This window comes from Cutibacterium namnetense, from assembly GCF_001642025.1.
In the GTDB taxonomy this organism is placed as follows: Bacteria; Actinomycetota; Actinomycetes; order Propionibacteriales; family Propionibacteriaceae; genus Cutibacterium; species Cutibacterium namnetense.
Genome location: NZ_LWHO01000003.1, coordinates 632,955 through 655,108, shown reverse-complemented (window position 1 = coordinate 655,108; position 22,154 = coordinate 632,955). Strand labels below are relative to the sequence as shown.

The 22,154-nt window shown below is 60.4% G+C and carries 22 protein-coding genes and 2 tRNA genes; 18 read left to right on the top strand and 6 right to left on the bottom strand.

Annotated elements, in window-relative coordinates; translation table 11 throughout:
• The first annotated feature begins 34 nt into the window (after positions 1 to 34).
• The 9 genes from A5483_RS06615 (at position 35) to ilvC (ending at position 9,157) form a co-directional block, all read left to right on the top strand.
• Positions 35 to 997, top strand: coding sequence for a helix-turn-helix transcriptional regulator (locus A5483_RS06615; protein WP_002548812.1), 963 nt, complete (start codon positions 35 to 37; stop codon positions 995 to 997).
• Positions 994 to 1,962: a WYL domain-containing protein gene (locus A5483_RS06610; RefSeq protein ID WP_002548680.1), complete on the top strand. Its 969-nt coding sequence runs from the start codon at positions 994 to 996 to the stop codon at positions 1,960 to 1,962. The genes A5483_RS06615 and A5483_RS06610 overlap by 4 nt, the downstream gene beginning before the upstream one ends.
• Entirely contained in the window at positions 1,962 to 2,165 is a 204-nt protein-coding gene (locus A5483_RS06605; RefSeq protein ID WP_002548602.1) for a hypothetical protein, read from the top strand. Before A5483_RS06610 ends, A5483_RS06605 begins: the two co-directional genes overlap by 1 nt.
• A gap of 94 nt (positions 2,166 to 2,259) precedes the next feature.
• Positions 2,260 to 2,493 carry a Sec-independent protein translocase subunit TatA/TatB gene (locus tag A5483_RS06600; RefSeq protein ID WP_002548799.1) on the top strand — a complete coding sequence of 78 codons (234 nt, stop codon included), beginning with the start codon at positions 2,260 to 2,262 and terminating at the stop codon, positions 2,491 to 2,493.
• Positions 2,494 to 2,498: 5 nt separating this feature from the next.
• On the top strand, positions 2,499 to 3,371 hold the full coding sequence (gene tatC, locus A5483_RS06595) for a twin-arginine translocase subunit TatC (RefSeq protein WP_042842542.1): 873 nt from the start codon (positions 2,499 to 2,501) through the stop codon (positions 3,369 to 3,371).
• A gap of 190 nt (positions 3,372 to 3,561) precedes the next feature.
• The gene (locus tag A5483_RS06590) at positions 3,562 to 6,315 is read left to right on the top strand and encodes a DEAD/DEAH box helicase (RefSeq protein WP_002548470.1); all 2,754 of its coding nucleotides are present in this window, start codon (positions 3,562 to 3,564) and stop codon (positions 6,313 to 6,315) included.
• Positions 6,316 to 6,361: 46 nt separating this feature from the next.
• Positions 6,362 to 7,123, top strand: a complete 762-nt coding sequence (gene hisF / locus A5483_RS06585; RefSeq protein WP_002548368.1) for an imidazole glycerol phosphate synthase subunit HisF — start codon at positions 6,362 to 6,364, stop codon at positions 7,121 to 7,123.
• Positions 7,124 to 7,167: 44 nt separating this feature from the next.
• A complete protein-coding gene (locus tag A5483_RS06580; protein WP_002548693.1) occupies positions 7,168 to 7,578 on the top strand; it encodes an HIT family protein in 411 nt (136 codons plus the stop codon).
• A gap of 550 nt (positions 7,579 to 8,128) precedes the next feature.
• Entirely contained in the window at positions 8,129 to 9,157 is a 1,029-nt protein-coding gene (gene ilvC / locus A5483_RS06575) for a ketol-acid reductoisomerase (protein WP_002548831.1), read from the top strand.
• 66 nt (positions 9,158 to 9,223) lie between these two features.
• Here ilvC and A5483_RS06570 read toward each other — a convergent pair whose 3' ends face one another.
• Entirely contained in the window at positions 9,224 to 9,802 is a 579-nt protein-coding gene (locus A5483_RS06570) for an O-methyltransferase (protein ID WP_042842543.1), read from the bottom strand.
• A gap of 262 nt (positions 9,803 to 10,064) precedes the next feature.
• Here A5483_RS06570 and A5483_RS06565 point away from each other — a divergent pair, with 262 nt between their 5' ends.
• Positions 10,065 to 11,156: a branched-chain amino acid aminotransferase gene (locus A5483_RS06565; protein ID WP_042842674.1), complete on the top strand. Its 1,092-nt coding sequence runs from the start codon at positions 10,065 to 10,067 to the stop codon at positions 11,154 to 11,156.
• Positions 11,157 to 11,209: 53 nt separating this feature from the next.
• Here the strand turns inward: A5483_RS06565 and A5483_RS06560 are convergent, their stop codons facing one another.
• On the bottom strand, positions 11,210 to 12,499 hold the full coding sequence (locus A5483_RS06560; RefSeq protein WP_063811290.1) for a thymidine phosphorylase: 1,290 nt from the start codon (positions 12,497 to 12,499) through the stop codon (positions 11,210 to 11,212).
• Between the two features lie 80 nt (positions 12,500 to 12,579).
• On the opposite strand from A5483_RS06560, the gene A5483_RS06555 reads away from it, so the two are divergent.
• The 4 genes from A5483_RS06555 to A5483_RS06540 all read left to right on the top strand — a co-directional run bounded on the left by A5483_RS06555 (position 12,580) and on the right by A5483_RS06540 (position 14,701).
• Positions 12,580 to 13,380 carry a fumarylacetoacetate hydrolase family protein gene (locus A5483_RS06555; protein WP_063811289.1) on the top strand — a complete coding sequence of 267 codons (801 nt, stop codon included), beginning with the start codon at positions 12,580 to 12,582 and terminating at the stop codon, positions 13,378 to 13,380.
• Complete coding sequence (locus tag A5483_RS06550; RefSeq protein WP_063811288.1) at positions 13,380 to 14,324, top strand: CPBP family intramembrane glutamic endopeptidase; 945 nt, start codon at positions 13,380 to 13,382, stop codon at positions 14,322 to 14,324. The genes A5483_RS06555 and A5483_RS06550 overlap by 1 nt, the downstream gene beginning before the upstream one ends.
• Before the next feature lie 93 nt (positions 14,325 to 14,417).
• Positions 14,418 to 14,489, top strand: a tRNA-Gln gene (locus tag A5483_RS06545).
• A 136-nt stretch (positions 14,490 to 14,625) separates the two neighbouring features.
• Positions 14,626 to 14,701, top strand: a tRNA-Glu gene (locus A5483_RS06540).
• A 145-nt stretch (positions 14,702 to 14,846) separates the two neighbouring features.
• Here the strand turns inward: A5483_RS06540 and A5483_RS06535 are convergent.
• Positions 14,847 to 15,563 (bottom strand): IclR family transcriptional regulator, encoded by a 717-nt coding sequence (locus A5483_RS06535; protein WP_002548921.1) that lies wholly within the window; start codon positions 15,561 to 15,563, stop codon positions 14,847 to 14,849.
• A 145-nt stretch (positions 15,564 to 15,708) separates the two neighbouring features.
• Entirely contained in the window at positions 15,709 to 15,840 is a 132-nt protein-coding gene (locus A5483_RS12550) for a hypothetical protein (protein ID WP_255262727.1), read from the bottom strand.
• 222 nt (positions 15,841 to 16,062) lie between these two features.
• Here A5483_RS12550 and A5483_RS06530 point away from each other — a divergent pair, with 222 nt between their 5' ends.
• Positions 16,063 to 16,785 (top strand): lysophospholipid acyltransferase family protein, encoded by a 723-nt coding sequence (locus tag A5483_RS06530; protein ID WP_176607851.1) that lies wholly within the window; start codon positions 16,063 to 16,065, stop codon positions 16,783 to 16,785.
• Between the two features lie 48 nt (positions 16,786 to 16,833).
• Positions 16,834 to 17,931: a D-alanine--D-alanine ligase family protein gene (locus A5483_RS06525; RefSeq protein WP_002548564.1), complete on the top strand. Its 1,098-nt coding sequence runs from the start codon at positions 16,834 to 16,836 to the stop codon at positions 17,929 to 17,931.
• Positions 17,932 to 17,943: 12 nt separating this feature from the next.
• Here the strand turns inward: A5483_RS06525 and A5483_RS06520 are convergent, their stop codons facing one another.
• Positions 17,944 to 18,399, bottom strand: coding sequence for a DUF3515 domain-containing protein (locus A5483_RS06520; protein WP_002548871.1), 456 nt, complete (start codon positions 18,397 to 18,399; stop codon positions 17,944 to 17,946).
• A 47-nt stretch (positions 18,400 to 18,446) separates the two neighbouring features.
• Between A5483_RS06520 and A5483_RS06515 the strand changes: the two genes are divergently transcribed.
• Positions 18,447 to 19,409: a thiamine-phosphate kinase gene (locus tag A5483_RS06515; RefSeq protein ID WP_063811287.1), complete on the top strand. Its 963-nt coding sequence runs from the start codon at positions 18,447 to 18,449 to the stop codon at positions 19,407 to 19,409.
• 14 nt (positions 19,410 to 19,423) lie between these two features.
• On the opposite strand, the gene A5483_RS06510 is transcribed toward A5483_RS06515, so the two are convergent.
• Positions 19,424 to 19,714: a hypothetical protein gene (locus tag A5483_RS06510; RefSeq protein WP_042842675.1), complete on the bottom strand. Its 291-nt coding sequence runs from the start codon at positions 19,712 to 19,714 to the stop codon at positions 19,424 to 19,426.
• A 19-nt stretch (positions 19,715 to 19,733) separates the two neighbouring features.
• Here A5483_RS06510 and A5483_RS06505 point away from each other — a divergent pair, with 19 nt between their 5' ends.
• On the top strand, positions 19,734 to 22,100 hold the full coding sequence (locus A5483_RS06505) for an FtsK/SpoIIIE family DNA translocase (protein ID WP_063811286.1): 2,367 nt from the start codon (positions 19,734 to 19,736) through the stop codon (positions 22,098 to 22,100).
• Positions 22,101 to 22,154: the final 54 nt, after the last annotated feature.

The window sequence follows — 22,154 nt, the reverse complement described above, 5'->3', positions numbered from 1 at the left end:
ATGGGTAGGCTGGGACGCTGGAAGGAGGGTGCCGATGGCTGCACAGCGTTCGGAGAGGTTGGTTAACCTCGTCATCGCTCTTCTGGTCACCGACCGCCCCCTCACTCGCGCGCAACTGCGCGACATGATTGAGGACTACCGCAAGGTTTCCGAGGTGGCGTTTCAACGGTCCTTTGAACGGGACAAAGAGGAGCTGCGTCGGATCGGTATCACCGTCGAATCCGTCACCCTCGACACCTTCTTCGGTGACGAAGTCGGCTACCGCATTCCCCGTGCCGACGTGGAGCTTCCTCCCGTTCAGTTCACTCAAGCGGAGGCTGATGCTTTAGCGACCGCAGCCCGGGTGTGGCGTGAGTCTGTTCTCGACGAGTCCTCCACGTCTGCTCTTGTGAAGTTGCGTGCTGCCGGAGTTGAACCCGACACGGAGGCGGGTATTGCGACCCAGGTCGTCACCGGCGCAGATGCGCCATCGTTTTCTGATCTGTGGCGGGCCACCATCGATCGGTCCAGGGTCCGTTTCGGTTACCGAGGAGGAAAACACCGCACCGTAGACCCCTGGCGCATGGCTTTGCGACGTGGCCGTTGGTATCTCGTCGGGCGAGACGTCGACCGCGATGAGCCACGACTATTCCGGCTGTCGCGTATCAGTTCTGCCGTGACGACCGTGGGGGAACCTGGCACCGTTACAAGCCCCGAACCCGAGGTGATCGAGGCTCATCTTGATCGTCTCGAGCCACCTGAACCGGAAGAAGTTGACGTCACGATGGCCGTTGCCCCCGGAGTGCGTCTAGGGGTTATGACTACCCGCGCCGAATGGGATGGGCCAGTTCCCGACGGTTATGAGGTTGTTACCGGTGGGTTTGGTGGATACGACGAGGCTGCGACAGCCGTGCTGCGTGCCGGCGGTCGTATCATCCTGCTTGCCCCCCAACAGGCCCGCGCTGTATTAGCTGAGAGGATCAATGCCGTGTTGCGGTTGGAGGAGAACGCCTCATGACCGCTCGCACCGATACTGCCCGTCTGCTGGCGCTCATACCCTATCTGCGCTCCCACCCTGGGGTGGCCGTCACCGAGGTTGCCCGGGTATTTGGCGTCAGCACTGATCGGGTGATCGCCGATCTTAAGATTTTGTGGATGGTTGGTCTGCCCGGTGGGATGCCAGACGACCTCATCGACATCGACATGGACGCTGTCGATTCCGACGGCACGATCACCATCACTAATGCCGATGCTCTGCCACGGCCCATGCGTCTGACCCCCGACGAGGCGTGGTCCCTGCTGGCCGCTCTGCAAGTCATCGCCGATCTAGCTGACGACACCGTTCGCCCAGCAGTGGAATCCGCGGTGGAGAAGCTGCGCCAGGTCTGTCCGCAGGCCGGCCCCGATCCGGTGGAGGCCAGCGTCGAGGCCGATTACGATCCGCGGTCGGAATGGTTCACTGGGGCCTGCGCCAATAAGTGGCGCATTGAGATCATCCATCGACGCGGCGACGACCCCACTCCGCACACCCAGATCGTCGATCCCGTCCGTGTCGAGGTTCGCGACGGTCATCGCTATCTCGTCGGATGGTCGATGGCTCGCAAGCAGTGGCGCACGTGGCGGCTTGATCGCATCGTCACTGGCAGACGAGTTGGGCACGCTACGAATCACGGACGTCCGCCCAAAACCCTCGAATGGTTCTCTGATGTCGTGGACGAAGTGACGCTGACCCTTGCCCCGCGCGCGGGCTGGGTTGCTGAGTACCACCCGGTGCGCCATGTCGAGAAGGATGGGGACGCGTGGAAGGTGACTTTTGCCGTCGCCTCTGCGACCTGGCTTGCTGAGCTCATGGTGGGGCTTGGACCAGATGTTCTCGCCGTCGATCCGCCTCATGCTGCAGCTCCTGCCATTCAACTGGCGCGTGCTGCGGCTGCCGCAAATGGCATCGAGATTCCGAACCGCGAGGTGGTAGAGAAGTCCTGATGTGGTGGATCTGGGTGTTGGCCTTCGCGGTTGTGTTGCTTGTCGTGGAGATCGTTGTTGGTACGATCTGGTTATGGCGCAAGCTCGCGGCTGTTTTGGGTGAGGTTGAGCGGGCAGTCGGTCGACTCGATGAGTTGGCTCACATTCTGGCCCTTGCTGACACCACTGTTGGCAAGGGCACGAGAGCTCCCGAAGTGTCCTGATCATCGTGGTAGCCTGAACGCCGATCGTCGAGCTGGCGGCCTTCCTGTGTGGTACGGGGATGGGATGCCAGCCAAGTCTGGAAGGAGAGCCTCAATGGCTCCTCTGCTCATTGCGAATGAAGCGACCATCATCATCATTGTGCTTCTCGCACTCGTGCTCTTCGGTGGCTCCCGTATTGCTGGCGTCGGTAAGGGAGCTGGCCGCGCTATCCGTGAGTTCAAGGAAGAGACGGCGGGGCTGGACAAGGGCAAAGACGCGAAGGTCGAAAAGGACATCAAGGCTACCGAGGCTGACGTCGCCAAGGACGAGACCAAGCCAACTGAGTGACGTTTATGGCCACGGATACTCGGCAGCCCGGCGATGAGAATCACCGCCGGTTTGCCCGATTCCGTCCGCCCCAGGCTGGGGAGGGCGGCACGATGTCGCTCCTGGACCACATCCGGGAGCTCCGTTACCGGATCATCGTGTCGTTTATCGCTGTGGTCATCACGAGTTCCGTGGCCTTTGTCTTTTACCGTCCGCTGGTCGAGATCGTCATGTATCCGTATCAGCAGGCGAGCTTTGCCATCAAAGCAAAAAATCCGACGGCCTCCCTTCAGGTGGTCAATACTGGTGTTGCCGCTCCGTTCGTGCTGAATATGAGGGTGGCAATTGTTGCTGGACTCATCGCGGCGTGCCCTATCTGGCTCTATCAGGTCTGGGCCTTTATTGTTCCGGGTCTGCTTGTCAACGAGAAGAAGTGGGCTCTGCGATTCCTCGGGTCGGCTATCCCCCTGTTTCTAATAGGATCGGCACTGGGATATTGGGTGCTCCCTAAGGGCATCGCCTTGATGCTGAACTTCACACCTCACGGCATGGGTATTACCAACCTGCTCGACATGAATGCGTTCCTGGCCCTGGAGATTCACGTCATTTTGCTCTTTGGAGTGAGCTTCCTGCTCCCGGTGATCTTGGTCTTACTCAATCTGGTCCACGTTTTGTCGTCTGCGCAGCTGAAGTCGGCACGCAAGTGGTCCATTTTTGGCTTCTTCTGTCTGGGTGCTTTTGTGAACCCATCTGGGGACCCAATTTCTATGTGTGCCTTGGCTATTCCGCTGAGTGTCATGTATGTCATTGCGGAGTGGATTTGTCGCAGCAACGAGCGTAAGCGCTCGATCGACAAGATGGGTATCGATAAGTCTGAGTTCGACATTCAGATCGACTGAGTGGTGTCAGTCACGCACCGGCGTTCAGGATGCTGTTATTGCGCTCACTTGATTCATGGCTTCTTACGGTGAATGTGACCGGCTCGTTGCCAAGACTGGTGACGGCTTGCGGATATGTTCGCAGGCCGGCGTCGTCGCTCAACCCTCGTCGGGCTGCCTGACGGTCGTAACCTCCCGCTAGGTTGGAGGTATGAGCGAGACTCTCGACCGGTTCATCGCCGGGCTGTCCTTTGAACCTGACGACTACCAGGTGAAGGCCTGCCAAGATCTCGACGACGGCGCGGGTGTTTTGGTAGCCGCTCCGACTGGAGCTGGCAAGACGGTGGTGGGGGAGTATGCCACTGATTTGGCTCTGGCATCGGGGCAGAAGTGTTTCTACACCACACCCATTAAGGCGCTGTCCAATCAAAAGTTCCATGACCTTGTGGCCCGACACGGTGAAGACCAAGTAGGCCTGCTTACCGGTGATGTCACCATCAACTCGCAGGCGCCAGTCGTCGTCATGACGACTGAGGTGTTGCGCAATATGATCTATCGCAATTCTCACACCCTCAACACCTTGGGATGGGTGGTGCTGGACGAGGTGCACTACCTCGCAGACCGGTTTCGTGGCCCGGTATGGGAAGAGGTCATCCTTGGCCTCGATTCCCGCGTCAAGATCGTTGGTCTTTCGGCAACCGTCTCCAACGCTGAGGAATTTGGCGAGTGGCTCGACGAAGTACGTGGCGGTGTCCGGGTCGTCGTGTCCGAGCGTCGCCCGGTACCACTTACTCAACACGTGGCGGTGGCGCGGCATCTTCACAACCTCTTCGATTCGCGTCGTCCTACCGACGTCAACCCCGAGCTGGTCTCCATCGCCAAAGAAGAGGCCCGATTCCAGCGTGACGACTCCCGACGTCCCCGAGGGAGGTCTGGCAAAGGGAAACGCAACGTGTCCTATGGGACTGGCCGATTCGGCGGGGCCTCAGCACAGCGTCGGGGCCGTAGCGATCGACCTCGTGGTCCTCGCAACCAGCCGAGTCGGATCCAGGTGGTGCGTTCCCTTCATAAGGCCAGCCTGTTGCCGGCCATCATCTTCGTTTTCTCCCGGAGCGGGTGTGACGCCGCTGTCAGCCAACTACTTAATACCGACGTGGTGCTCACAAATCAGCAAGAAGCCCGTCAGCTACGTCGCATCGCTGAACACCACGGCGAAGGGTTGACCGATGAGGAACGCCGGGCGGTTGGCTGGAACCATTTCGTGGCAGCCTTCGAACGTGGCATTGCTGCTCATCATGCCGGTCTGCTTCCGGTGATCAAGGCGATCGTCGAGGAAGGGTTCGTGGCGGGATTGCTCAAGGTTGTCGTCGCTACTGAGACCCTCGCCCTGGGCATCAATATGCCGGCTCGCACCGTCGTGCTGGAGAAACTCGTCAAATATAACGGTCAGACTCATGCTGATATCACCCCCGGGGAGTACACCCAGCTCACCGGCCGTGCCGGACGCCGTGGGATCGACACCCAGGGGCATGCTGTCGTTTGTTGGCAGCCAGGTATGGATCCGCGGGCGGTAGCCGGACTGGCGTCGCGTCGTACCTACCCACTCAATTCGGCGTTTGTGCCGACGTACAACATGGCCGTCAACCTCGTCGGATCGATGGGGCGAGGTAAAGCACGTGACCTGCTGGAGCATTCCTTTGCGCAGTTCCAGATCGATCGCAGACTGGGGGGCTCGGCGGTTCGCAACCGGCAAGCCCAGGCTGACATCGACGCCTACCTTGAGGCGTCCCATTGTGAAAAGGGAGACTTCACCGAATATGCCCGGCTGCGGGAAGAGATTAGGGAGCTGGAACACCAGCAGGCAAGACTGCGCAAAGGTGAACGCCCTAGTCAGATCGCCGACTCGCTGTCCCGCCTCGATCCTGGTGACATCATTGCCGTGCCGTCTGGGCGTCACGCTGGGTGGGTCGTTGTCATCGACCCGGGCACCCACGGTAAACGGGGTCAGCGACCCCACCCCCTTGTCATGACCCCGGACCGGACGGTGATTCGTCTGGGTCATCAAGACATTGACGCCCCCGTCACGCGAGTGGCCGGTGTGAAAGTACCGCGCCATTTTCATCCCGGGAACCAGGCCGATCGACGCTGTCTCGGTAACGCTTTTGATCGGGTCCGTGACGGGCTGGGGAAGCCGGTGGAGCAGCCGCGTCGTGCTGCGGTGGATGCTGAGCTCGCCGACCAGATTGCCGAACTGCGCTCCCAGATGAAGGCTCATCCCTGCCATTCCTGCCCTGATCGCGAGTCCCATGCGCGTTTCGCTGAACGTGCCATGAGGCTTAACCGTCGCAGTGAGAGAGAGTTGGCGAAATCACGAGCGAAGGCGACCTCGATTGCGACCAAGTTTGAGCGAATTGTGTTGGTGCTGGAGGCTTTGGGATACCTCGGTGAGGGCGGGGAGACCGTCACCGACGCTGGCCGGATGCTTGCAGGGATCTACTCCGAACTCGACTTGGTGACGACTGAAGCAATTAGGCGAGGAGTTTTTGACAGCCTGGACTGTCCACAGCTGGCGGCGGTGTTGTCGACTATCGTTCACGAGTCGAGGCCGGGGGATCGGAGCCACCTTCACCGCATGCCTGATCGGGACAGTGAAGCGGCGGAGTCGCAACTGCGTGCAATCCGAGCCGAAATTGGTCTGCTCGAACGTGATCACCGCATTGAGCGCCCCCGAGACCTCGATATTGGGTTTGCCGAGGCCAGCTATGCCTGGGCTGCTGGTGCCGGTCTTGACACCGTCCTCGATGATATGAGCGCTGGTGATTTTGTGCGCCGGGTGCGTCAGGTGTGCGACCTGGCTGGACAGATCGCCCATGCTGGGGTTGGGGAGAACCTGGCCCACACTTGCCGCCAGGTGGTGGGTGCCATGCAGCGTGGAGTTGTCACCATGGACCGCGAAGAGGACTGAACCGTTCGCCCACTGAGGGGGATGCGCGCCCCAGTATCCTGAGGTTATGGCTGTGGCGGTACGTGTCATCCCGTGTCTGGACGTTAAGGATGGACGGGTCGTTAAAGGGGTTAACTTCGTTGGTCTGCACGATGCCGGTGATCCAGTGGAGCTAGCTGAAGAATATGGACGGCTTGGTGCCGATGAGGTGACTTTCCTTGATGTCTCCGCCTCGGCACAGGGGCGCGCCACCACTCGCGAGATGGTGACAAGGTGCGCTGAGACAGTTCTTGTTCCCCTCACCGTCGGTGGCGGGGTTCGCGGGGTCGATGATGTCGATGTCCTGTTGAGGTCGGGAGCTGACAAAGTTGGTGTCAACACCGCAGCGATTGCTCATCCCGGGATAATCGACGACGTTGCTGACCGGTTTGGTAATCAGGTCATTGTGTTGTCAGTCGATGCTCGCCGCGAGCCAGGTCAGCCGTCTGGTTTTGGGGCGACGACCCATGGTGGCAGCCGTTCGGCAGGGCTGGATGCCGTTGATTGGGCTCGCCAAGCTGTGGAGCGCGGGGCGGGTGAGATTCTGCTCAACTCGATGGACGCCGATGGTACGACTGACGGCTTCGATATTGAGATGATCGAGGCAGTAAGGGCAGCTGTTGGCGTTCCCCTCATCGCTTCAGGTGGAGCTGGAAAGGTCGCAGATTTCGTCGACGCGGTACGCGCCGGAGCTGACGCGGTGCTGGCAGCGTCAGTTTTCCACTATCACACCTTGACGATCGCGCAGGTTAAGAACGGCTTGCGCGATGCTGGCTTTGAGGTTCGTTGAGTGAACACTTACCGCATGCCCAGCTGGTGTGGTAGTCATAGCTCATGGACTGTCTTTTCTGCTCAATTGCTGCGGAGAATATCCCAGCGACGATCATTGACTCAGACGACGTCTCAGTCGCATTCCTCGACATCGAGCCTTTCCAGGATGGTCACACCCTCGTCATCCCGCGTAAACACGTCACGAGCGTCCTCGACGATGGTGGTGAGCTGGGGCGTATCAGTCCGATGGTTACGAGGGTGGCCCGTCGCCTGGTGGACTCTCTGGGGGCTTCTGGGGTCAACGTCGTCTCAAATGCCGGTGCGGTTGCCGGCCAAAGTGTCCAGCATCTGCATGTTCATGTTATTCCCCGGTACGACCGTGAGCCGGGCATCAACGCCATTCGATCGACTATGCCTCGTCGCCCCATTGAGGAGGTTGCTGCCATGGTGACTGGGGAACCAAATCGCAAGTAGCTCGTGATGTGCGCCGTTCGTCTGAAACTGTTGACCGTTGGTCGTGGCAGGTCGCCAAGCACAACGTCCTCGTCACTTGTGTGAAGGACCCCACACGGTGGTCGTCTCATTTCCCTGGCCCACCCAGCACAACTTGCCCGGGTACATATTGACGTAGCCTCCCCAGATTGAACAGATTGAGGGGACCTTCGACCTCATCCGATCTATTCATCTCCCCATGCTGTATGTCGGTGAGGGAATGGCTCATGCCCTCGGGGTGACCTGCTCATTGTGGGCTGCCGGTCTAACGATTGCGTGACCTGGCATCTCGACGCCGTTGTTCTGGTTGGCTCAAGGCTATGGGCGTCTCAGTGGAATCGCTGATGATCGCGGATACTCGGGCGTGAGAAGCTGGATGCGTTACTACAGATCTGAAACCCTTCGGAATCATCGAGCTTTTTCAATCCGGACAACTGGCCCTCAACCGTGGTGCCGCTGCTCTCGGGGCGAAGCCCTAGGTGACAACCCCTAAATACAGCCCAGACGACCTCAGTAAGGAGAGAAATAGGCCATGGCAAAGATTTACTACGACGGCGACGCCGACTTGTCCATCATCCAAAATCGTCAGGTTGCCGTCATCGGTTACGGCTCCCAGGGACATGCCCACGCTCTCAACCTGCGTGACTCCGGCGTCGACGTGCGTGTCGGTCTACGCGAGGGCTCCTCGTCTATCGCCAAGGCTGAGGCCCAGGGCCTGCGGGTATTGCCCATTGAGGATGCCTGCGAGGAAGCCGACCTGGTTATGCTACTCGCCCCCGACCAAAACCAGCGCCAGCTCTACGCTGAGCAGATCGCCCCGCACCTTAAGGACGGCGACGCCCTCTTCTTCGCTCACGGCTTCAACGTCCATTTCGGCTACATCAAGGCTCCCAAGGGCGTCGACGTTTGTATGGTTGCCCCGAAAGGCCCCGGCCACACTGTGCGCCGAGAGTACTGTGACGGTCGCGGAGTCCCGGTGCTGGTGTGCGTTGAGCAGGATGCCTCTGGCACCGCCTGGGATCTCACGAGGTCCTACGCGAAGGCTCTTGGTGGTTTGCGCTCCGGCGGCATCGAGACCAGCTTCCGTGAGGAGGCTGAGACCGATCTCTTCGGTGAGCAAGCGGTGTTGTGTGGTGGCCTGTCCCACCTTATTCAGGCCGGTTTCGAGACTCTCGTTGCCGCCGGTTACCAGCCGGAGATGGCCTATTTTGAGGTTTGCCACGAGATGAAGATGATCGTCGACCTCATCGTCGAAGGCGGTGTCTCCAAACAGCGCTGGTCAATTTCTGATACCGCCGAATATGGCGACTACGTGTCTGGCCCACGCGTGATCGACGACCACGTCAAAAAGAACATGAAGGCCGTCCTAGCCGACATCCAAACCGGTGCCTTCGCCAAGCGTTTCATTGACGATCAGGATGCCGGCGCTCCGGAGTTCAAGAAGCTTCGCGAGGAGGAGGCAAAGCACCCGATCGAGGCCACCGGTAAGGAACTTCGCAAGATGTATTCCTGGCTAGCGGCTACCGATGAGGACTACACCGAGGGCAGCGCGGCTTGCTGAGCAAGCTGCCCCGACAGTGAGGGGCCATGGATATCCACGGCCCTCACTTCGGTATCTCTTTGTTTGTCAGCCTCGGGCAGATAGTCGACATGCCACGATGGCCGCCATGTCGGGGGCGAGCTGAATCTCGGTGGCGTGCACCTTCGGATGGGTCAGCCAGCTCAGCCTGGTGGTATCGACGGTGCCGTTGATGTCGTGGGGAGGAAAGCCGTGGCTGGGGGGCATGTCGTCGATGACGACGAGGCCTCCAACCGAGACCGCCTTGAGGATCTCGTCAACGTCGCGCACCCGCGCGACCCGGATCGGCACCGAGAGCAGGCCGAAGGGACCGTGGTCGAGCAGGTCATCCCAGGTGCCCTCAAGGATCTCGATATCGAGGTCAGCTAAAACCTCGCGAGCTCGGGCACAGATTGTGGGATCTGGCTCATAGCTGACAACCTTGGTGCGTTTTCGTGCCCCCAGCCGCAGCCAGGCAGCTCCTGCCCCAGACCCCGTTTCGCACTCACCAATAGCACCATGTGCCCCGGCCGCTAGGGTGGCCATGAACCGGCCGGTCTCATTGCGGGTTGTGGTGAAGTAGCCCATTTCCAATGCGTTATGGAGAGCTTTCGTCACTGGCTCAGGTGTCTCGGGAATAGGCAGCACAGACCCATTCTGCCAGTTGGTGGCGTCGAACCATTGTGAGGGTGGTCAGCTGGCGGCCGATTGGGTCAGATGCGCTGGGTGATGTCAGCCGAAACAGTGTCGCGGCCACGTTGCCATCTTCGGGGTCAGCACCGCTGTCGCTGAGGGCGGTGGAGCTGTGCGACGTCGTCAGTTATGGGGAAACATACCCGGAAGGTCCACGATATGATTTATTGATTCACAGAATGGAACAGCTGCCAGGGCTTGGGTGTAGCGTGTGGCCATGAGTTTGCGCTTTGCTTCTGCTGACGATCTGACGTGGTCCTCCGACGAGCGGATCGCGCTGGAACATGCCAATCCACGATTTGGTGCGGTCCTTGCCGACCATATGGCCGTTGCCACCTGGCAGGCCGGTGAAGGGTGGGGCGACGACGCCGTGGTCAACTACCACGGACTTGATATCAACCCTGGCAGCGCTGTGCTGCATTATGCCCAGGAGATTTTCGAGGGCCTCAAGACTTACCGTCATGCTGACGGTTCTATCTGGCTTTTCCGTCCTGATCAGAACGGTGAGCGCTTTGTCCGATCGGCCGAGCGTCTCGCCTTGCCTACGCTGCCTGTAGAAGACTTCGTTACTGCTTGTGTGCGCATGGCGAAGGTCGACTCCCGTTGGGTCCCTGAGCCCGGTGAGGGTGGAGAGAAGTCCCTCTACCTGCGGCCATTCATGATCGCTTACCAGGACTTCCTCGGCCTTGCCGCGGCAAGTACCGTACTGTTTTCCGTCATCGGTTCTCCCGTCGGCGCTTACTTCGTCAGCGGGGTGAAGCCGCTGCGACTCCTCGTCGAGCGTAAGCAGGCTCGAACGGCCCCCGGTGGCACCGGTGAGGCGAAGTGCGGAGGCAATTATGCAGCTTCGTTGCACTCTCAGATCGAGGCCAAGGCTCGTGGCTGCAACGAGGTGCTCTTCGTTGATGCAGTCGAACATCGTTGGATTGAGGAGCTGGGGGGTATGAACTTCATGGCCGTCAGTAGGGACGGTCAGCTCGTCACGCCCGAGCTCACTGGCACCATCCTGCGTGGTGTCACCCGTAAGTCCATTCTGGAGGTTGCTCCCGACCTCGGTCTTGAGCCAGTAGAGCGCAAGATCGGTATTGACGAGCTACTTGACGGTGTACGCTCTGGCGAATTCCCGGAAGTTTTCGCTTGTGGTACCGCCGCGGTCGTTACACCGATCGGTTCTTTCTTGGACGGAGATACCGAGGTAAAGGTCTGTGAGCCCACCGGAAAGACCACGATGGAGATTCGTCGCCGTCTGCTAGATATCCAGTTCGGACGCGCCGAGGACACCCGCGGCTGGTTGAAGCGAGTCTGCTGACGAGGTGCACTATCATCGGGGCCGGCTCAGCGAACCGGCCCCGATGATGTGGTTCATGATCCGGCCGTGATGGTGTCAACGACGATGTCTTGAGGCTGGAAGGATTGCCCGACGGTGAAAGCGTCGGCCATGGCATCCTCGGCCCGCACAATGGAGCCAGGGGTGTCGGTGAGTAGGGTGGCCAATGGCTGGCCTTCGACAACGCGGTCTCCGGGACGAACTCGTAACATCACGCCGGCCGCAGCTTGCACCGGATCCTCCTTGCGGGCGCGTCCGGCACCTAAGCGCCAGGCGGCTAGGCCCACCGACATGGCGTCAATCCTGGTGATGACGCCAGTCTTGGTGGCGACGACGTCCTGCGAGTGGCGGGCCACCGGCAGTGGAGCGTCAGGGTCACCGCCCTGGGCGCGAACCATGTCGCGCCAGACATCCATCGCCTGGCCACTGGCCAGTACATCGGCCGGATCGATGACGTCCAATCCAGCCGCTTTCACCATGTGACGAGCTAGGGCGACGGTGAGCTCAACGACGTCGGAGGGGCCTCCGCCGGCCAACACCTCAAGGGATTCGGCGACCTCGATGCCGTTACCGCAGGCGTAACCCAATGGGGCGTCCATGCGGGTCAGTAGAGCGGTGGTATGCACCCCGGCAGCCTCACCCAGCCCGACGAGACGCCGGGCAAGCTCGCGGGCGTCCTCTTCGGTCTTCATGAAGGCTCCCGAGCCGGTCTTGACGTCGAGGACGAGACTGTCGGTCCCTTCGGCGATCTTCTTGCTCATGATGGACGAAGCGATCAGCGGGATGGATTCGACGGTGCCGGTAACGTCGCGCAGGGCGTAGAGCTTCTTGTCAGCAGGAGCCAATCCCGGCCCGGCCGCGCAGATGACGGCACCGACTTTCTCGAGCTGAGCGACCATCTCGTCGTGAGAGAGATCCGCTCGCCATCCGGGAATGGCTTCCATCTTGTCGAGGGTGCCACCGGTGTGGCCCAGACCCCGGCCAGATAGCTGTGGTACGGCAGCACCGCATGCGGCAACCAAGGGAGCCAGCGGCAACGTGATCTTGTCGCCCACGCCACCAGTGGAGTGCTTGTCGACGGTGGGGCGGGACAGCCCAGCGAAAGACATCCGCTCGCCCGACTCGATCATGGCGGTCGTCCAGGTCGACAACTCGGCGTCGTCGAGCCCCTGGAAATACACCGCCATCGCCATGGCAGACATCTGTTCGTCGGCGACGACGCCGTCGGTGTAGGCGCGGATAAGCCATGTGATCTGGTCGGAGTTGAGAGTCTGGCCTTCGCGCTTGGCACGGATGAGGTCGACGACGGAATACGTGCTGGTCATGGCGCAAGTATGGCAGGGCTTGCCCTCTTTCGGTGCATGGATGCTCCCGTTATGTCCCGACACGCCGATAGTCTTGACCCATGCGTATTGCCCGGTTTGTCACCGCTGGTTCCGACCCTGCCTTCGGGATCGTTGAGCTTGCTGCCGATCATGGAGATCATCCCGATACCATCGCCGTCATCACTGGAGATCCAGTGGCGGCCCCGGTTCAATACACCGGTGCCCGCCACGACCTCACTGACGTGCGGCTGCTCTCCCCGGTGATTCCACGGTCGAAGGTCATTGGGATTAGTCGCAATTACGCTGAGCATGCCAGCGAGCTGGGCAATGAAGTTCCTAGCCAACCGCTTCTTTTTGTTAAGCCGAATACCTCTGTCATTGGTCCCGACGAGCCCATTGTGCGACCGGCTGCGTCCTCCAACCTGCATTATGAGGGGGAGCTAGCGATCGTTATCGGACGGATTTGCAAGGATGTGCCAGAGCAGAGGGCTCAGGAAGTCATCTTTGGTTTCACGGTTGCCAATGACGTTACCGCTCGTGATCTGCAAAATTCTGACGGTCACTGGCTGCGCGCCAAGGGGGCTGACACCTTCTGCCCGCTGGGGCCGTGGATGGTCACCCACTTCTCTATCGCGGAAGCGTCTCACCGCCAGATTGTGACTCGACTTGGTGGTAAGGAAGTCCAGCACGGCAATACCGACCAGATGATCCACACCATCCCCAAGCTCATTTCCTATATCTCCTCGTTCATGACCTTGTTGCCGGGTGACGTCATCCTCACGGGTACCCCCGCTGGGGTTGGGCCGATGGAGCTTGGGCAGCGCGTGGAGGTTGAGATTGAGGGGATCGGGACACTTACTAACACCGTCGTGGGGGCCTGATGGCGACTCGCGGCGTGTCCCGTCATGTGATGGTGACCGACCCCGAGCCACGGGTCGATTACACCCGGGTCCTCGTTGATTCGGGTGCTGGCCCGGCTCCCGGACTGCTGGGGCTCATCGGATTGCTGTTGGGGTATGCCGTCGTCGTTCCGGGCCTGCTGTATGCCTTCCTCGGTGTTGGTTGGCTCCTCGAGGGTGCCGACGGGGAAGGGTTCGGCGCCTATTACCCGCGAGCAGCCGGGTATCACACCATCGGGGGACTGATAGCCACTCATCTGGCTCTAGCCAGCCTTATCGTCGTGGTGCTCGTGCTTGCTCACTACCTCAACCATCGTGCGCCGCGATGGGTGGCGTCGGTACAACCAGGAATCCGCTGGAGATTCGGGCTACTGGTGGGGCTTGTTGCTGTCGTGGTGCTCAATCTCACGCAGTTGCTGGTCCGAGGCGGGGCCAACGCCCATTACACCGTTACTCGGCACTGGTGGGTGTGGCTGTTGGCGATCATCATAACCTCGCCGTTTCAGGCGATCGCCGAGGAAATGTTCTTCCGTGGTTATCTCATGAACGTCATCTCGGGGTTGTCTGTGAACCTGTCGGAAAAGGCTGGACGCTGGACGTCGGTCGTCGTCTCCGCGCTGATTTTTGCCCTCATGCATGGCACGCAAAACGCGTGGCTTTTCGCAGATCGATTCACTTTTGGTCTGCTCGCCGGTTGGCTTGTCATCGTCACCGGAGGAATCGAGGCTGGCGCGGCAGCCCACGTCGTTAACAACCTTTTCGCCTTCGGCTATGCAGTCTTCCTGGGAGGGGTGTCTCAGGCTCGCGGCGTGACGGCGATGAGTTGGGTGGACGCTGCTTGGGACACTGGCGGCTTCTTGACGATCGCTCTAGCTGGATGGTGGATCGGAAATCTCATGGGGGTGGCCCGACGGACACCAGCGTGACAGGGCGGTTCGCTCTGATTTGCAAAGTTGGTGGATGGCCCGTTAGAGTTTCTCGACGTTGCGCCACCGAGGTTCACCGCGGTGGAACGACATTGGGGTATGGGGTAATTGGCAGCCCGACTGATTCTGGTTCAGTTAGTCCAGGTTCGAGTCCTGGTACCCCAGCGCGGGAGACCAGACCTATGAAGTTGCACAGGTAGCTGATGGGTTGCTAAGGTTTTCCAGCCTGGTTTGGAGACGAATTGGGAACAACAGAAGAAGGTTTTCAAAAACCGAACTCGACGGTAATTGATAACCCGATGGCCCCGTAGTGCAGCGGCCTAGCACGCGGCCCTCTCAAGGCTGAAACGGCGGTTCGAATCCGCTCGGGGCTACCAACGATAGATGGCCCGGATCTAGCAAGATCCGGGCCATTAGTCATATTGCTGTGCCTTACGAGATGTCATGCTCTAGGGGCGAGAATGCTGAAGAACTGCAGGGAGAAGCCCCCACTCCTGGTAGCTGCGCATCGCACAGCCTTCTTCACTGCGCCCGGCGCAGCACCTCCGATAAGCGCCCGCCAGCCGCGACGACGGCTGGAGCGTGAATACGTCCCGGCTGACGTGTAAGGCGCTCGATTGGTCCCGACACCGATACAGCCGCAATGACCTTCCCCGAAGGGGAGCGTACTGGGGCAGAGACAGACGCCACACCAGCCTCACGCTCACCGACAGATTGAGCCCAGCCGCGTTTGCGCACTGCTGCCAACGTGACCTCAGAGAAAGCAGAGTTACTTAAGCCGCGGCGGATTTTGTCGGTGTCTTCCCACGCCAGCAAGATCTGGGCGGCTGAACCGGCATCGACCGACAACACCGACCCGACCGGAATGGTGTCGCGAAGACCGGTGGGGCGCTCAGCGGCCGCTGCACAGACGCGGCTGCCGGCCTGACGTCGGTACAGTTGAGCGGATTCGCCCGTGATGTCACGCAGTCTGGCCAGGATCGGCCCAGAGGCCGCCAAGAGACGATCTTCCCCGGCGGCTGCGGCAAGTTCTGACAGCCTCGGGCCAAGAATGAAGCGGCCCTGTAGATCGCGTGCAACGAAACGGTGGTGTTCCAGAGCGCGGGCCAGGCGATGTGCCGTCGGGCGAGCCAGTCCAGTCATTTGGACTAGTCCTGCTAAGGAGGCCGGTCCGGTCTCCAAGGCTGCCAACACGAGGGCGGCCTTATCCAACACGCCAACACCACTTGATTGGTCCATATGCCGATATTAGCGTTCCAAATCTTGGCCGTCGAACCAGAACGACCATCAGGTACTGGCTTACTCAGCGTACTGACGGCGTCGCTGTTTTCAACGCTGAGTTCCGAGTGGAAGCCGCGAGTTTCACCCCCCGTTGTTTGGGGTACTAACCCGCTCTAGGGAGTCCCGTGGTAGCCGGGGCGTCGAAGACATCGCGGACCAGGTGGCGTAGCGCAGCGTCACGAGCCTGGGAGTACATGGATTTGGCCCCAGACACCACGATGTGTGACATCGTCATCGGCGCCGTATTTCTAGGATCTTGCCCGAGCGGCCGGATCGAGCCACAGGATCATCAGGCGACGACATATCGCGGCGCGCACGCGAAGCGGTTAGAAAGTCGGAGATGGACGTAAACCGCTGAGCCGATAAGGTAAGGTGACCCGCCGGTTCACTCAGGAGGAACACCGTGGCTTTGCCCGCCGTGACTAACCCAGCCGACACCCCTGGACTGGTCTTCCGGATGGGGGTGGGAACGCTGTACCCACTGGCTCGCATCCTGACGCGGTTTGACCATCATGGTGGCGAGAATCTTCCTGACCCCGGGCCAGCGCTCATTGTGAGCAACCACATCTCGAATTATGACCCAGTTGTCTTGGGAGCTTTCCTCGTCGCTAACGGACGATGGCCGCACTGGTTAGCGAAGAAAGAGCTTTTTTCGGTGCCGATTATCGGCTGGGTTGCCTCGGCTAGTGGGCAAATCCCGGTAGACCGGAAGGGCCCCAACCCGGCCAAAGTCCTCCACGACGCTAAGGCGGCTCTCGACAAGGGGATGACGGTCGTGATGTATCCCGAGGGCACCATCACCGCTGATCCTCTCCACTGGCCAATGACAGGACGCACAGGGGCTGCCCGCCTGGCATTAGAAACAGGTGTTCCCGTTATCCCAGTCGGACAATGGGGACCCCAGGAGGTCATGGGGTACAAGGAGATGACCTTCCCGAAACTGGTGCCGCGTAAAACCATGACGCTGTATTGCGGCACCGATGTTGAGCTGTCGGATCTACGAGGTCGTCGCGACCTCGCATCTGTCAGGGAGGCCACAAATCGAATCATGGACGCCATCGACGCCCAAGTCGCCCGGGCTCGGGGAGAGTTCCCACCACCGGATCGCTACGACATGCGCAAGGGGACACGCGTTCCCAAGTCCATTGCTCCCGCGCGGCCAGTCGTCGACCCTCACTGAGGTGCCGGCTCGGTAAGGTTGAGTGCCGTCATACGGAAAGGACCTCATATGAATCGCATCCACGTGGCCGTCATCTTCGGGGGGATGAGTTCGGAGCATTCGATCTCCTGCCTTTCGGCGGCGAACGTGGTCGCTGCGATTGACGCCGAACGATTCGATGTCACTGGTATCGGTATCAGCCCTGAGGGGGTCTGGGTGCGATACGGGATCGATGAAATTCTCGATCTTCCCAGTACCGGGCAGCTTCCTACTGTCGAAGTGGGAGATCGTCCTCTGGTGTCAGTCAAGCAGATGGTCGAGGGTACCTGCGTCGTCGATACCGAGGGCAATGCCGACTTAGTTCAGGTGGTATTTCCGATACTGCACGGACCATTTGGTGAAGATGGCACCATTCAGGGCCTGCTGGAGATGGCCGGGGTGCGGTATGTCGGGTGCGGGGTGGCAGCTAGCGCTAACTGCATGGACAAACATCTCACCAAGATGATCCTCGCGGAGGCTGGAGTTTTGGTCGGGCCATACCTTGTCGTGCGTGATCACGAGTGGCGCCAGGACAAGAATGGCGTCCTCAAGGCCGCATCGCGTCTGCAATATCCGCTATTCGTGAAGCCAGCCCGCGGCGGATCCTCGATCGGCATTTCCCGCGTGACAAGCCCGGAAGGGTTGGAAGCGGCCATCGAGACCGCCCGCGATCACGACAGCAAAGTCCTTATTGAGCAGGGGATTCATGGTCGCGAGATCGAGTGCTCTGTCCTTGATGGCCGTCATGGTGCTGCCCCTCGCGCCTCCCTACCTGGCGAGATTGTCGTCCATGATCCTGACGGCTTCTATGACTTTGAAGCCAAATACCTCAGTGGAGAACAGAAGGCCTCCGTTCAGTCCCGCGCAGAACTAGACGATGCGACCCGCATTCGGGTCCAAAACGTCGCGATCAAGGCGTTCAGGGTGCTCGGTTGTGAAGGGCTTGCTCGTATCGACACGTTCGTCACCCCGGACGGCGCCGTCTACGTGAACGAGCCCAACACCATGCCCGGATTCACCCGCAGCTCGGGGTTCCCACTTATGTGGCAAGCCAGCGGCATGACGTACGCCCAGATCGTCAGTGAGCTCATTGAGCTGGCCCTGGAAAGGCCCCTCGGCCTGCGCTGACTGGGGTGTATCTCACTGGCAAGCGTGCACTTGGGGCATTTTCTTGATGGCTGCCGAGAGATCGACTAGGGCATCCGCCTGTGGGGCATAGCTGGTCGGAACCGTCACCTCAACGTTGCCCGTCCTCCCAATAGTGGTGAATCGCCAGCCGTCGTCAATCTGCTCGGAGAACCATCCGACATCGTTGACGACGTCACAGGGCGACGTCGGTTGGAGGCCAGTAGGCTTGCCGACTCCGCAGCGCAGCACGATACGCGGATCACCCCAGACGGCCACGGTCGCGTCGTGCTTTTTGAGCGTCGCCCCGGCAACCGTTTGCGGTAGATCTGCCATGACTGCTCGACACCCCGCCGCAGCAGGCCCGCTGGGAGAGGGATGGGCGATCGGCTCCTCCTGACCAGAGCAGGCGGCGATCAGGAATAGGCCCGCTAGCAGTGTTGCGACCGGGGATGCATGATGGATGCGCACGCACTCACGCTAGCGTGCCTACTCTGACTGGTTGATAAGGAGAGCTCATGGCCACCACGGCGACCATTTCCCAGGTAGGGGAGTTCCCCCTCATCACCTCGATGGTCGACGACCTGACGATGGGTCAGGCCGTCGCCCTGGGCCCGGGCGACGACAGCGCAGTGTTCCAGGTAGACGGTTCCGCAGTCGTGTCGACCGACGTCCTCGTCGAGGAGGTTCACTTCCGGCGTCGGTGGTCAACGGCGACCGACGTAGGCCGCAAGGCCGTCGCTGTCAACGTTTCCGACATTGAGGCGATGGGTGCCGTCCCGGTCGCTCTCGTCGTGGGGTTTTCCGCTCCCGGTGATCTGCCAGCGTCGTGGGCTCGCGAATTTATGGCTGGGATGGCCGCTGAGTCCCAGAAGGCAGGAGTTAGCGTCGTCGGTGGGGACACCACGGGTGGCCCGGTTGTTAGCATCGCCGTGACGGTGATCGGACAGACCGCTGGTATGGCACCTGTGCGTCGCGACGGTGCTGTGCCCGGTGATGAGGTTGCAGTTATTGGCCAACTCGGTTTGGCAGCTGCCGGTCTGGTGCTTCTCGGACGCGGTTTCCGCTCCCCACGGGCCGTTGTGGCCGCTCAGCGTTGTCCCGAGGTCCCCTATGGTCAAGGGTTGGTGGCGGCCAAGGCCGGCGCACATGCCATGATCGACGTGTCGGATGGTTTGCTGGCCGATCTGGGCCATATCGCGCAGGCGTCGGGATTCGGCATGGATATTGACACCTCGAAGCTAGATATAGCTGAGCCGGTCCGCACCGTCGGTATGGCCACCGGAGTGGATCCGCTCACTTGGGTGCTTGCCGGTGGGGAGGATCATGCGTTGGCAGCGACTTTCGCTCCCGGTACTGTTCCAGATGGGTGGGTCGTCGTCGGGCGGGTCCTATCTCCCGACGAGGTGCCCGATCCCACGGTTCTCGTTAATGGCCAGGTCTGGCAGCACGAACGAGGTTGGACCCACTTCAGTTCCTGAGGTGAGAACGGCATTCACAGTGCCGTCGAGTATCGCGCCGCGATTACTAATCCGGTGACTCCCCGCCTCGCCTTTAGGCCAGTGATGACCACGGTTGATAACGTCGATGACATGGCGACCCGTGCGTCTTCCCCGGCGCGGCCCCGAAAAACGACGGCGAAAAAATCGTCGCGTGGCTCGGGCGCGCGCTCGAACGGAAGCAACAAGAAAACGTCGGCCAGCTCACGGAGCAGGTCGACGCCTCCCAGCGCGCCCACTTCCACCAACCCGGTGGCGCAGGTGCTGTCAGCGACGTGGTCAGGCATCGCGAGGGGATTGGGAAGCATGGTCCGTGGGATCGGTGGTCCTCGCGTTGAGCCTGATATCACTCATGATGGCACTGGCCTCGTGTTGTTGCTGCTATCTGCCCTCGTCGCGGCTGGTTTCTGGTTCGACCTGCCGGGCGGATTCGGCAATGGATTGCGAATGGGGGTCTCGACGATCTTCGGATCGCTGTCCTATGCCCTTCCTCTCTTCGCTCTAGCGGCGATGTGGCACACCTTGCGTCACCCAGCGACACTTGGGACCGGTGGACGTCAGGTACTCGGCTGGGTTTGCTTCTTTCTTGGTCTACTCGGGGTCATCAATATTGCCCACGGTCTGCCGCGCCCGGATCGTCCTGAGGCAGTGCGCGCCGCCGGTGGCATGCTCGGTTACATCTCCTCAAGCCTGTTCGCGGATCTGTTAACGAAGTGGGTCGCTTTACCGCTGCTCCTCGTCATAACGGCTCTAGGGGTGTTGTTGGTAGTGGGGCGGCCGTTAATCGACGGTGTAGCCCGCGTTCGTAACGCTTCGCGCCGTGCTGTAGTCGGGCCTCGTGAAATTGAGTCGCGGCGCGCCTATGACACTCCGCTGGTGGGGGATACCCTCGTCGATCATCATGATGATGAGGTCGTTACCCAAGAGATGGAACCTGTTAAGGAGCGCCGATCTCGAAAGGGCAAGAGCAGTTCCGAGCGCACGAACGAGAGCCTTGATGCAATCTTTGATGCCGAAATTGTGGACGAGACGTCGTCGTCCTCGGCCGAGGATTCCTTGCCGCTTGACATGCCGGCGGAGGATGAGCCCAAAGCGCGCACAACTGCCGGACTACCGCAGGGTTTCACGGTTCACGAGCACACCGAACTTGACCCGCCGGCCCATGAGCCGATACCGGCTCGGGTGGAACAGTTGCAGTTGTCCGGGGATATCGCTTACACCCTGCCTGCCTCGGAACTGTTACGTCCGGGTTCGGTGCCGCAGGCGCGTACTGATGCTTCCGATGCCGTCGTCTCCAAACTGTCAACGGTTTTCGATGAGTTTGGCATCCACGCTCAGGTGACGGGCTATTCCCGCGGCCCGACGGTTACCCGATACGAGGTCGAACTCGGTGCGGCCGTCAAGGTGGAGAAGGTCACTGCCTTGAGTAAAAACATCGCCTACGCGGTCGCTTCCCCCGACGTGCGCATCCTGTCGCCAATCCCTGGAAAATCTGCCATCGGCATTGAGATTCCGAACCGGGACAAGGAAATCGTCTCTTTGGGCGACGTGCTGCGTTCGTCAAAGGCTCGCAACGACCACAACCCGTTGGTCGTCGGGCTGGGTAAGGACGTCGAGGGCGGATTTGTTATCGCCAACGTGGCTAAAATGCCTCACCTACTGGTCGCTGGCGCCACCGGTTCCGGTAAGTCGAGCTTCGTTAACTCCCTCATCACTTCGGTCATGATGCGAGCTACTCCTGACGAGGTGCGGATGATGCTCGTTGATCCCAAGCGGGTGGAACTGACCCAATACGAGGGGATCCCACACTTGGTGACGCCCATCATCACCAGTGCCAAAAAGGCCGCCGAAGCCCTGCAATGGGTCGTGCGCGAGATGGATCAGCGTTATGACGACCTGGCTGCGTTCGGGTTCCGTCACGTCAAGGACTTCAATAAGGCTGTACAAGCCGGTGAGGTCACCTTGCCTCCGGGATCGGAGCGGGTCTTGGCCCCCTACCCGTACCTGTTGGTCGTCGTTGATGAGCTGGCTGATCTCATGTTGGTTGCTCCTCGAGACGTCGAGGATTCCATCGTTCGTATTACCCAGCTGGCTCGTGCCGCCGGCATTCATTTGGTGTTGGCTACTCAGCGTCCGTCGACCGACGTGTGCACCGGTCTCATCAAAGCTAATATTCCGTCACGGTTAGCTTTCGCGACCTCGTCAATGACTGATTCGCGAGTGATCTTGGACCAGCCGGGCGCCGAGAAACTCGTTGGCCAGGGCGATGGGCTCTTTCTGCCGATGGGTGCTTCGAAGCCGGTGCGTGTGCAGGGGTCGTGGGTATCTGACTCTGAGATTCACCAGGTCGTCTCCCACGTCAAGTCCCAGATGGAGGCCCATTATCGCGACGATGTTGCCGCGCCAACCGCTGAGAAGAAGGTGGCTGAAGACATCGGTGACGACATGGAGCTTGTGCTGGAGGCGGCGAAGCTCGTGGTCGAACTGCAGTTGGGATCGACGTCGATGCTGCAGCGTAAGTTGCGTGTGGGCTTTGCGAAGGCTGGTCGACTGATGGACATCCTCGAGACCCGTAACGTTGTGGGGCCGTCTGAGGGGTCTAAGGCGAGGGATGTTTTGGTCAAGCCTGATGATCTCGATGACGTGTTGGCCAATTTGCAGGCAGAGGGTTGAGCGATGATATGGGGAGGGCCCGAGCACCTGGTGCGGACCCTCCCCACATGAGGC

Excerpts from the sequence above, each read along its gene's own strand:
- A5483_RS06555 (WP_063811289.1), top strand. The coding sequence starts at position 12,580 with ATGCGTATTGCCCGGTTTGTCACCGCTGGTTCCGACCCTGCCTTCGGG.
- A5483_RS06610 (WP_002548680.1), top strand. The coding sequence starts at position 994 with ATGACCGCTCGCACCGATACTGCCCGTCTGCTGGCGCTCATACCCTAT.
- A5483_RS06600 (WP_002548799.1), top strand. The coding sequence starts at position 2,260 with ATGGCTCCTCTGCTCATTGCGAATGAAGCGACCATCATCATCATTGTG.
- A5483_RS06560 (WP_063811290.1), bottom strand. The coding sequence starts at position 12,499 with ATGACCAGCACGTATTCCGTCGTCGACCTCATCCGTGCCAAGCGCGAA.
- tatC (WP_042842542.1), top strand. The coding sequence starts at position 2,499 with ATGGCCACGGATACTCGGCAGCCCGGCGATGAGAATCACCGCCGGTTT.
- A5483_RS06515 (WP_063811287.1), top strand. The coding sequence starts at position 18,447 with ATGGCCACCACGGCGACCATTTCCCAGGTAGGGGAGTTCCCCCTCATC.
- A5483_RS06565 (WP_042842674.1), top strand. The coding sequence starts at position 10,065 with ATGAGTTTGCGCTTTGCTTCTGCTGACGATCTGACGTGGTCCTCCGAC.
- A5483_RS06510 (WP_042842675.1), bottom strand. The coding sequence starts at position 19,714 with ATGCCTGACCACGTCGCTGACAGCACCTGCGCCACCGGGTTGGTGGAA.
- A5483_RS06605 (WP_002548602.1), top strand. The coding sequence starts at position 1,962 with ATGTGGTGGATCTGGGTGTTGGCCTTCGCGGTTGTGTTGCTTGTCGTG.
- A5483_RS06505 (WP_063811286.1), top strand. The coding sequence starts at position 19,734 with ATGGTCCGTGGGATCGGTGGTCCTCGCGTTGAGCCTGATATCACTCAT.
- A5483_RS06535 (WP_002548921.1), bottom strand. The coding sequence starts at position 15,563 with ATGGACCAATCAAGTGGTGTTGGCGTGTTGGATAAGGCCGCCCTCGTG.
- A5483_RS06550 (WP_063811288.1), top strand. The coding sequence starts at position 13,380 with ATGGCGACTCGCGGCGTGTCCCGTCATGTGATGGTGACCGACCCCGAG.
- A5483_RS12550 (WP_255262727.1), bottom strand. The coding sequence starts at position 15,840 with ATGACGATGTCACACATCGTGGTGTCTGGGGCCAAATCCATGTACTCC.
- hisF (WP_002548368.1), top strand. The coding sequence starts at position 6,362 with ATGGCTGTGGCGGTACGTGTCATCCCGTGTCTGGACGTTAAGGATGGA.
- A5483_RS06525 (WP_002548564.1), top strand. The coding sequence starts at position 16,834 with ATGAATCGCATCCACGTGGCCGTCATCTTCGGGGGGATGAGTTCGGAG.
- ilvC (WP_002548831.1), top strand. The coding sequence starts at position 8,129 with ATGGCAAAGATTTACTACGACGGCGACGCCGACTTGTCCATCATCCAA.
- A5483_RS06615 (WP_002548812.1), top strand. The coding sequence starts at position 35 with ATGGCTGCACAGCGTTCGGAGAGGTTGGTTAACCTCGTCATCGCTCTT.
- A5483_RS06580 (WP_002548693.1), top strand. The coding sequence starts at position 7,168 with ATGGACTGTCTTTTCTGCTCAATTGCTGCGGAGAATATCCCAGCGACG.
- A5483_RS06530 (WP_176607851.1), top strand. The coding sequence starts at position 16,063 with ATGGGGGTGGGAACGCTGTACCCACTGGCTCGCATCCTGACGCGGTTT.
- A5483_RS06590 (WP_002548470.1), top strand. The coding sequence starts at position 3,562 with ATGAGCGAGACTCTCGACCGGTTCATCGCCGGGCTGTCCTTTGAACCT.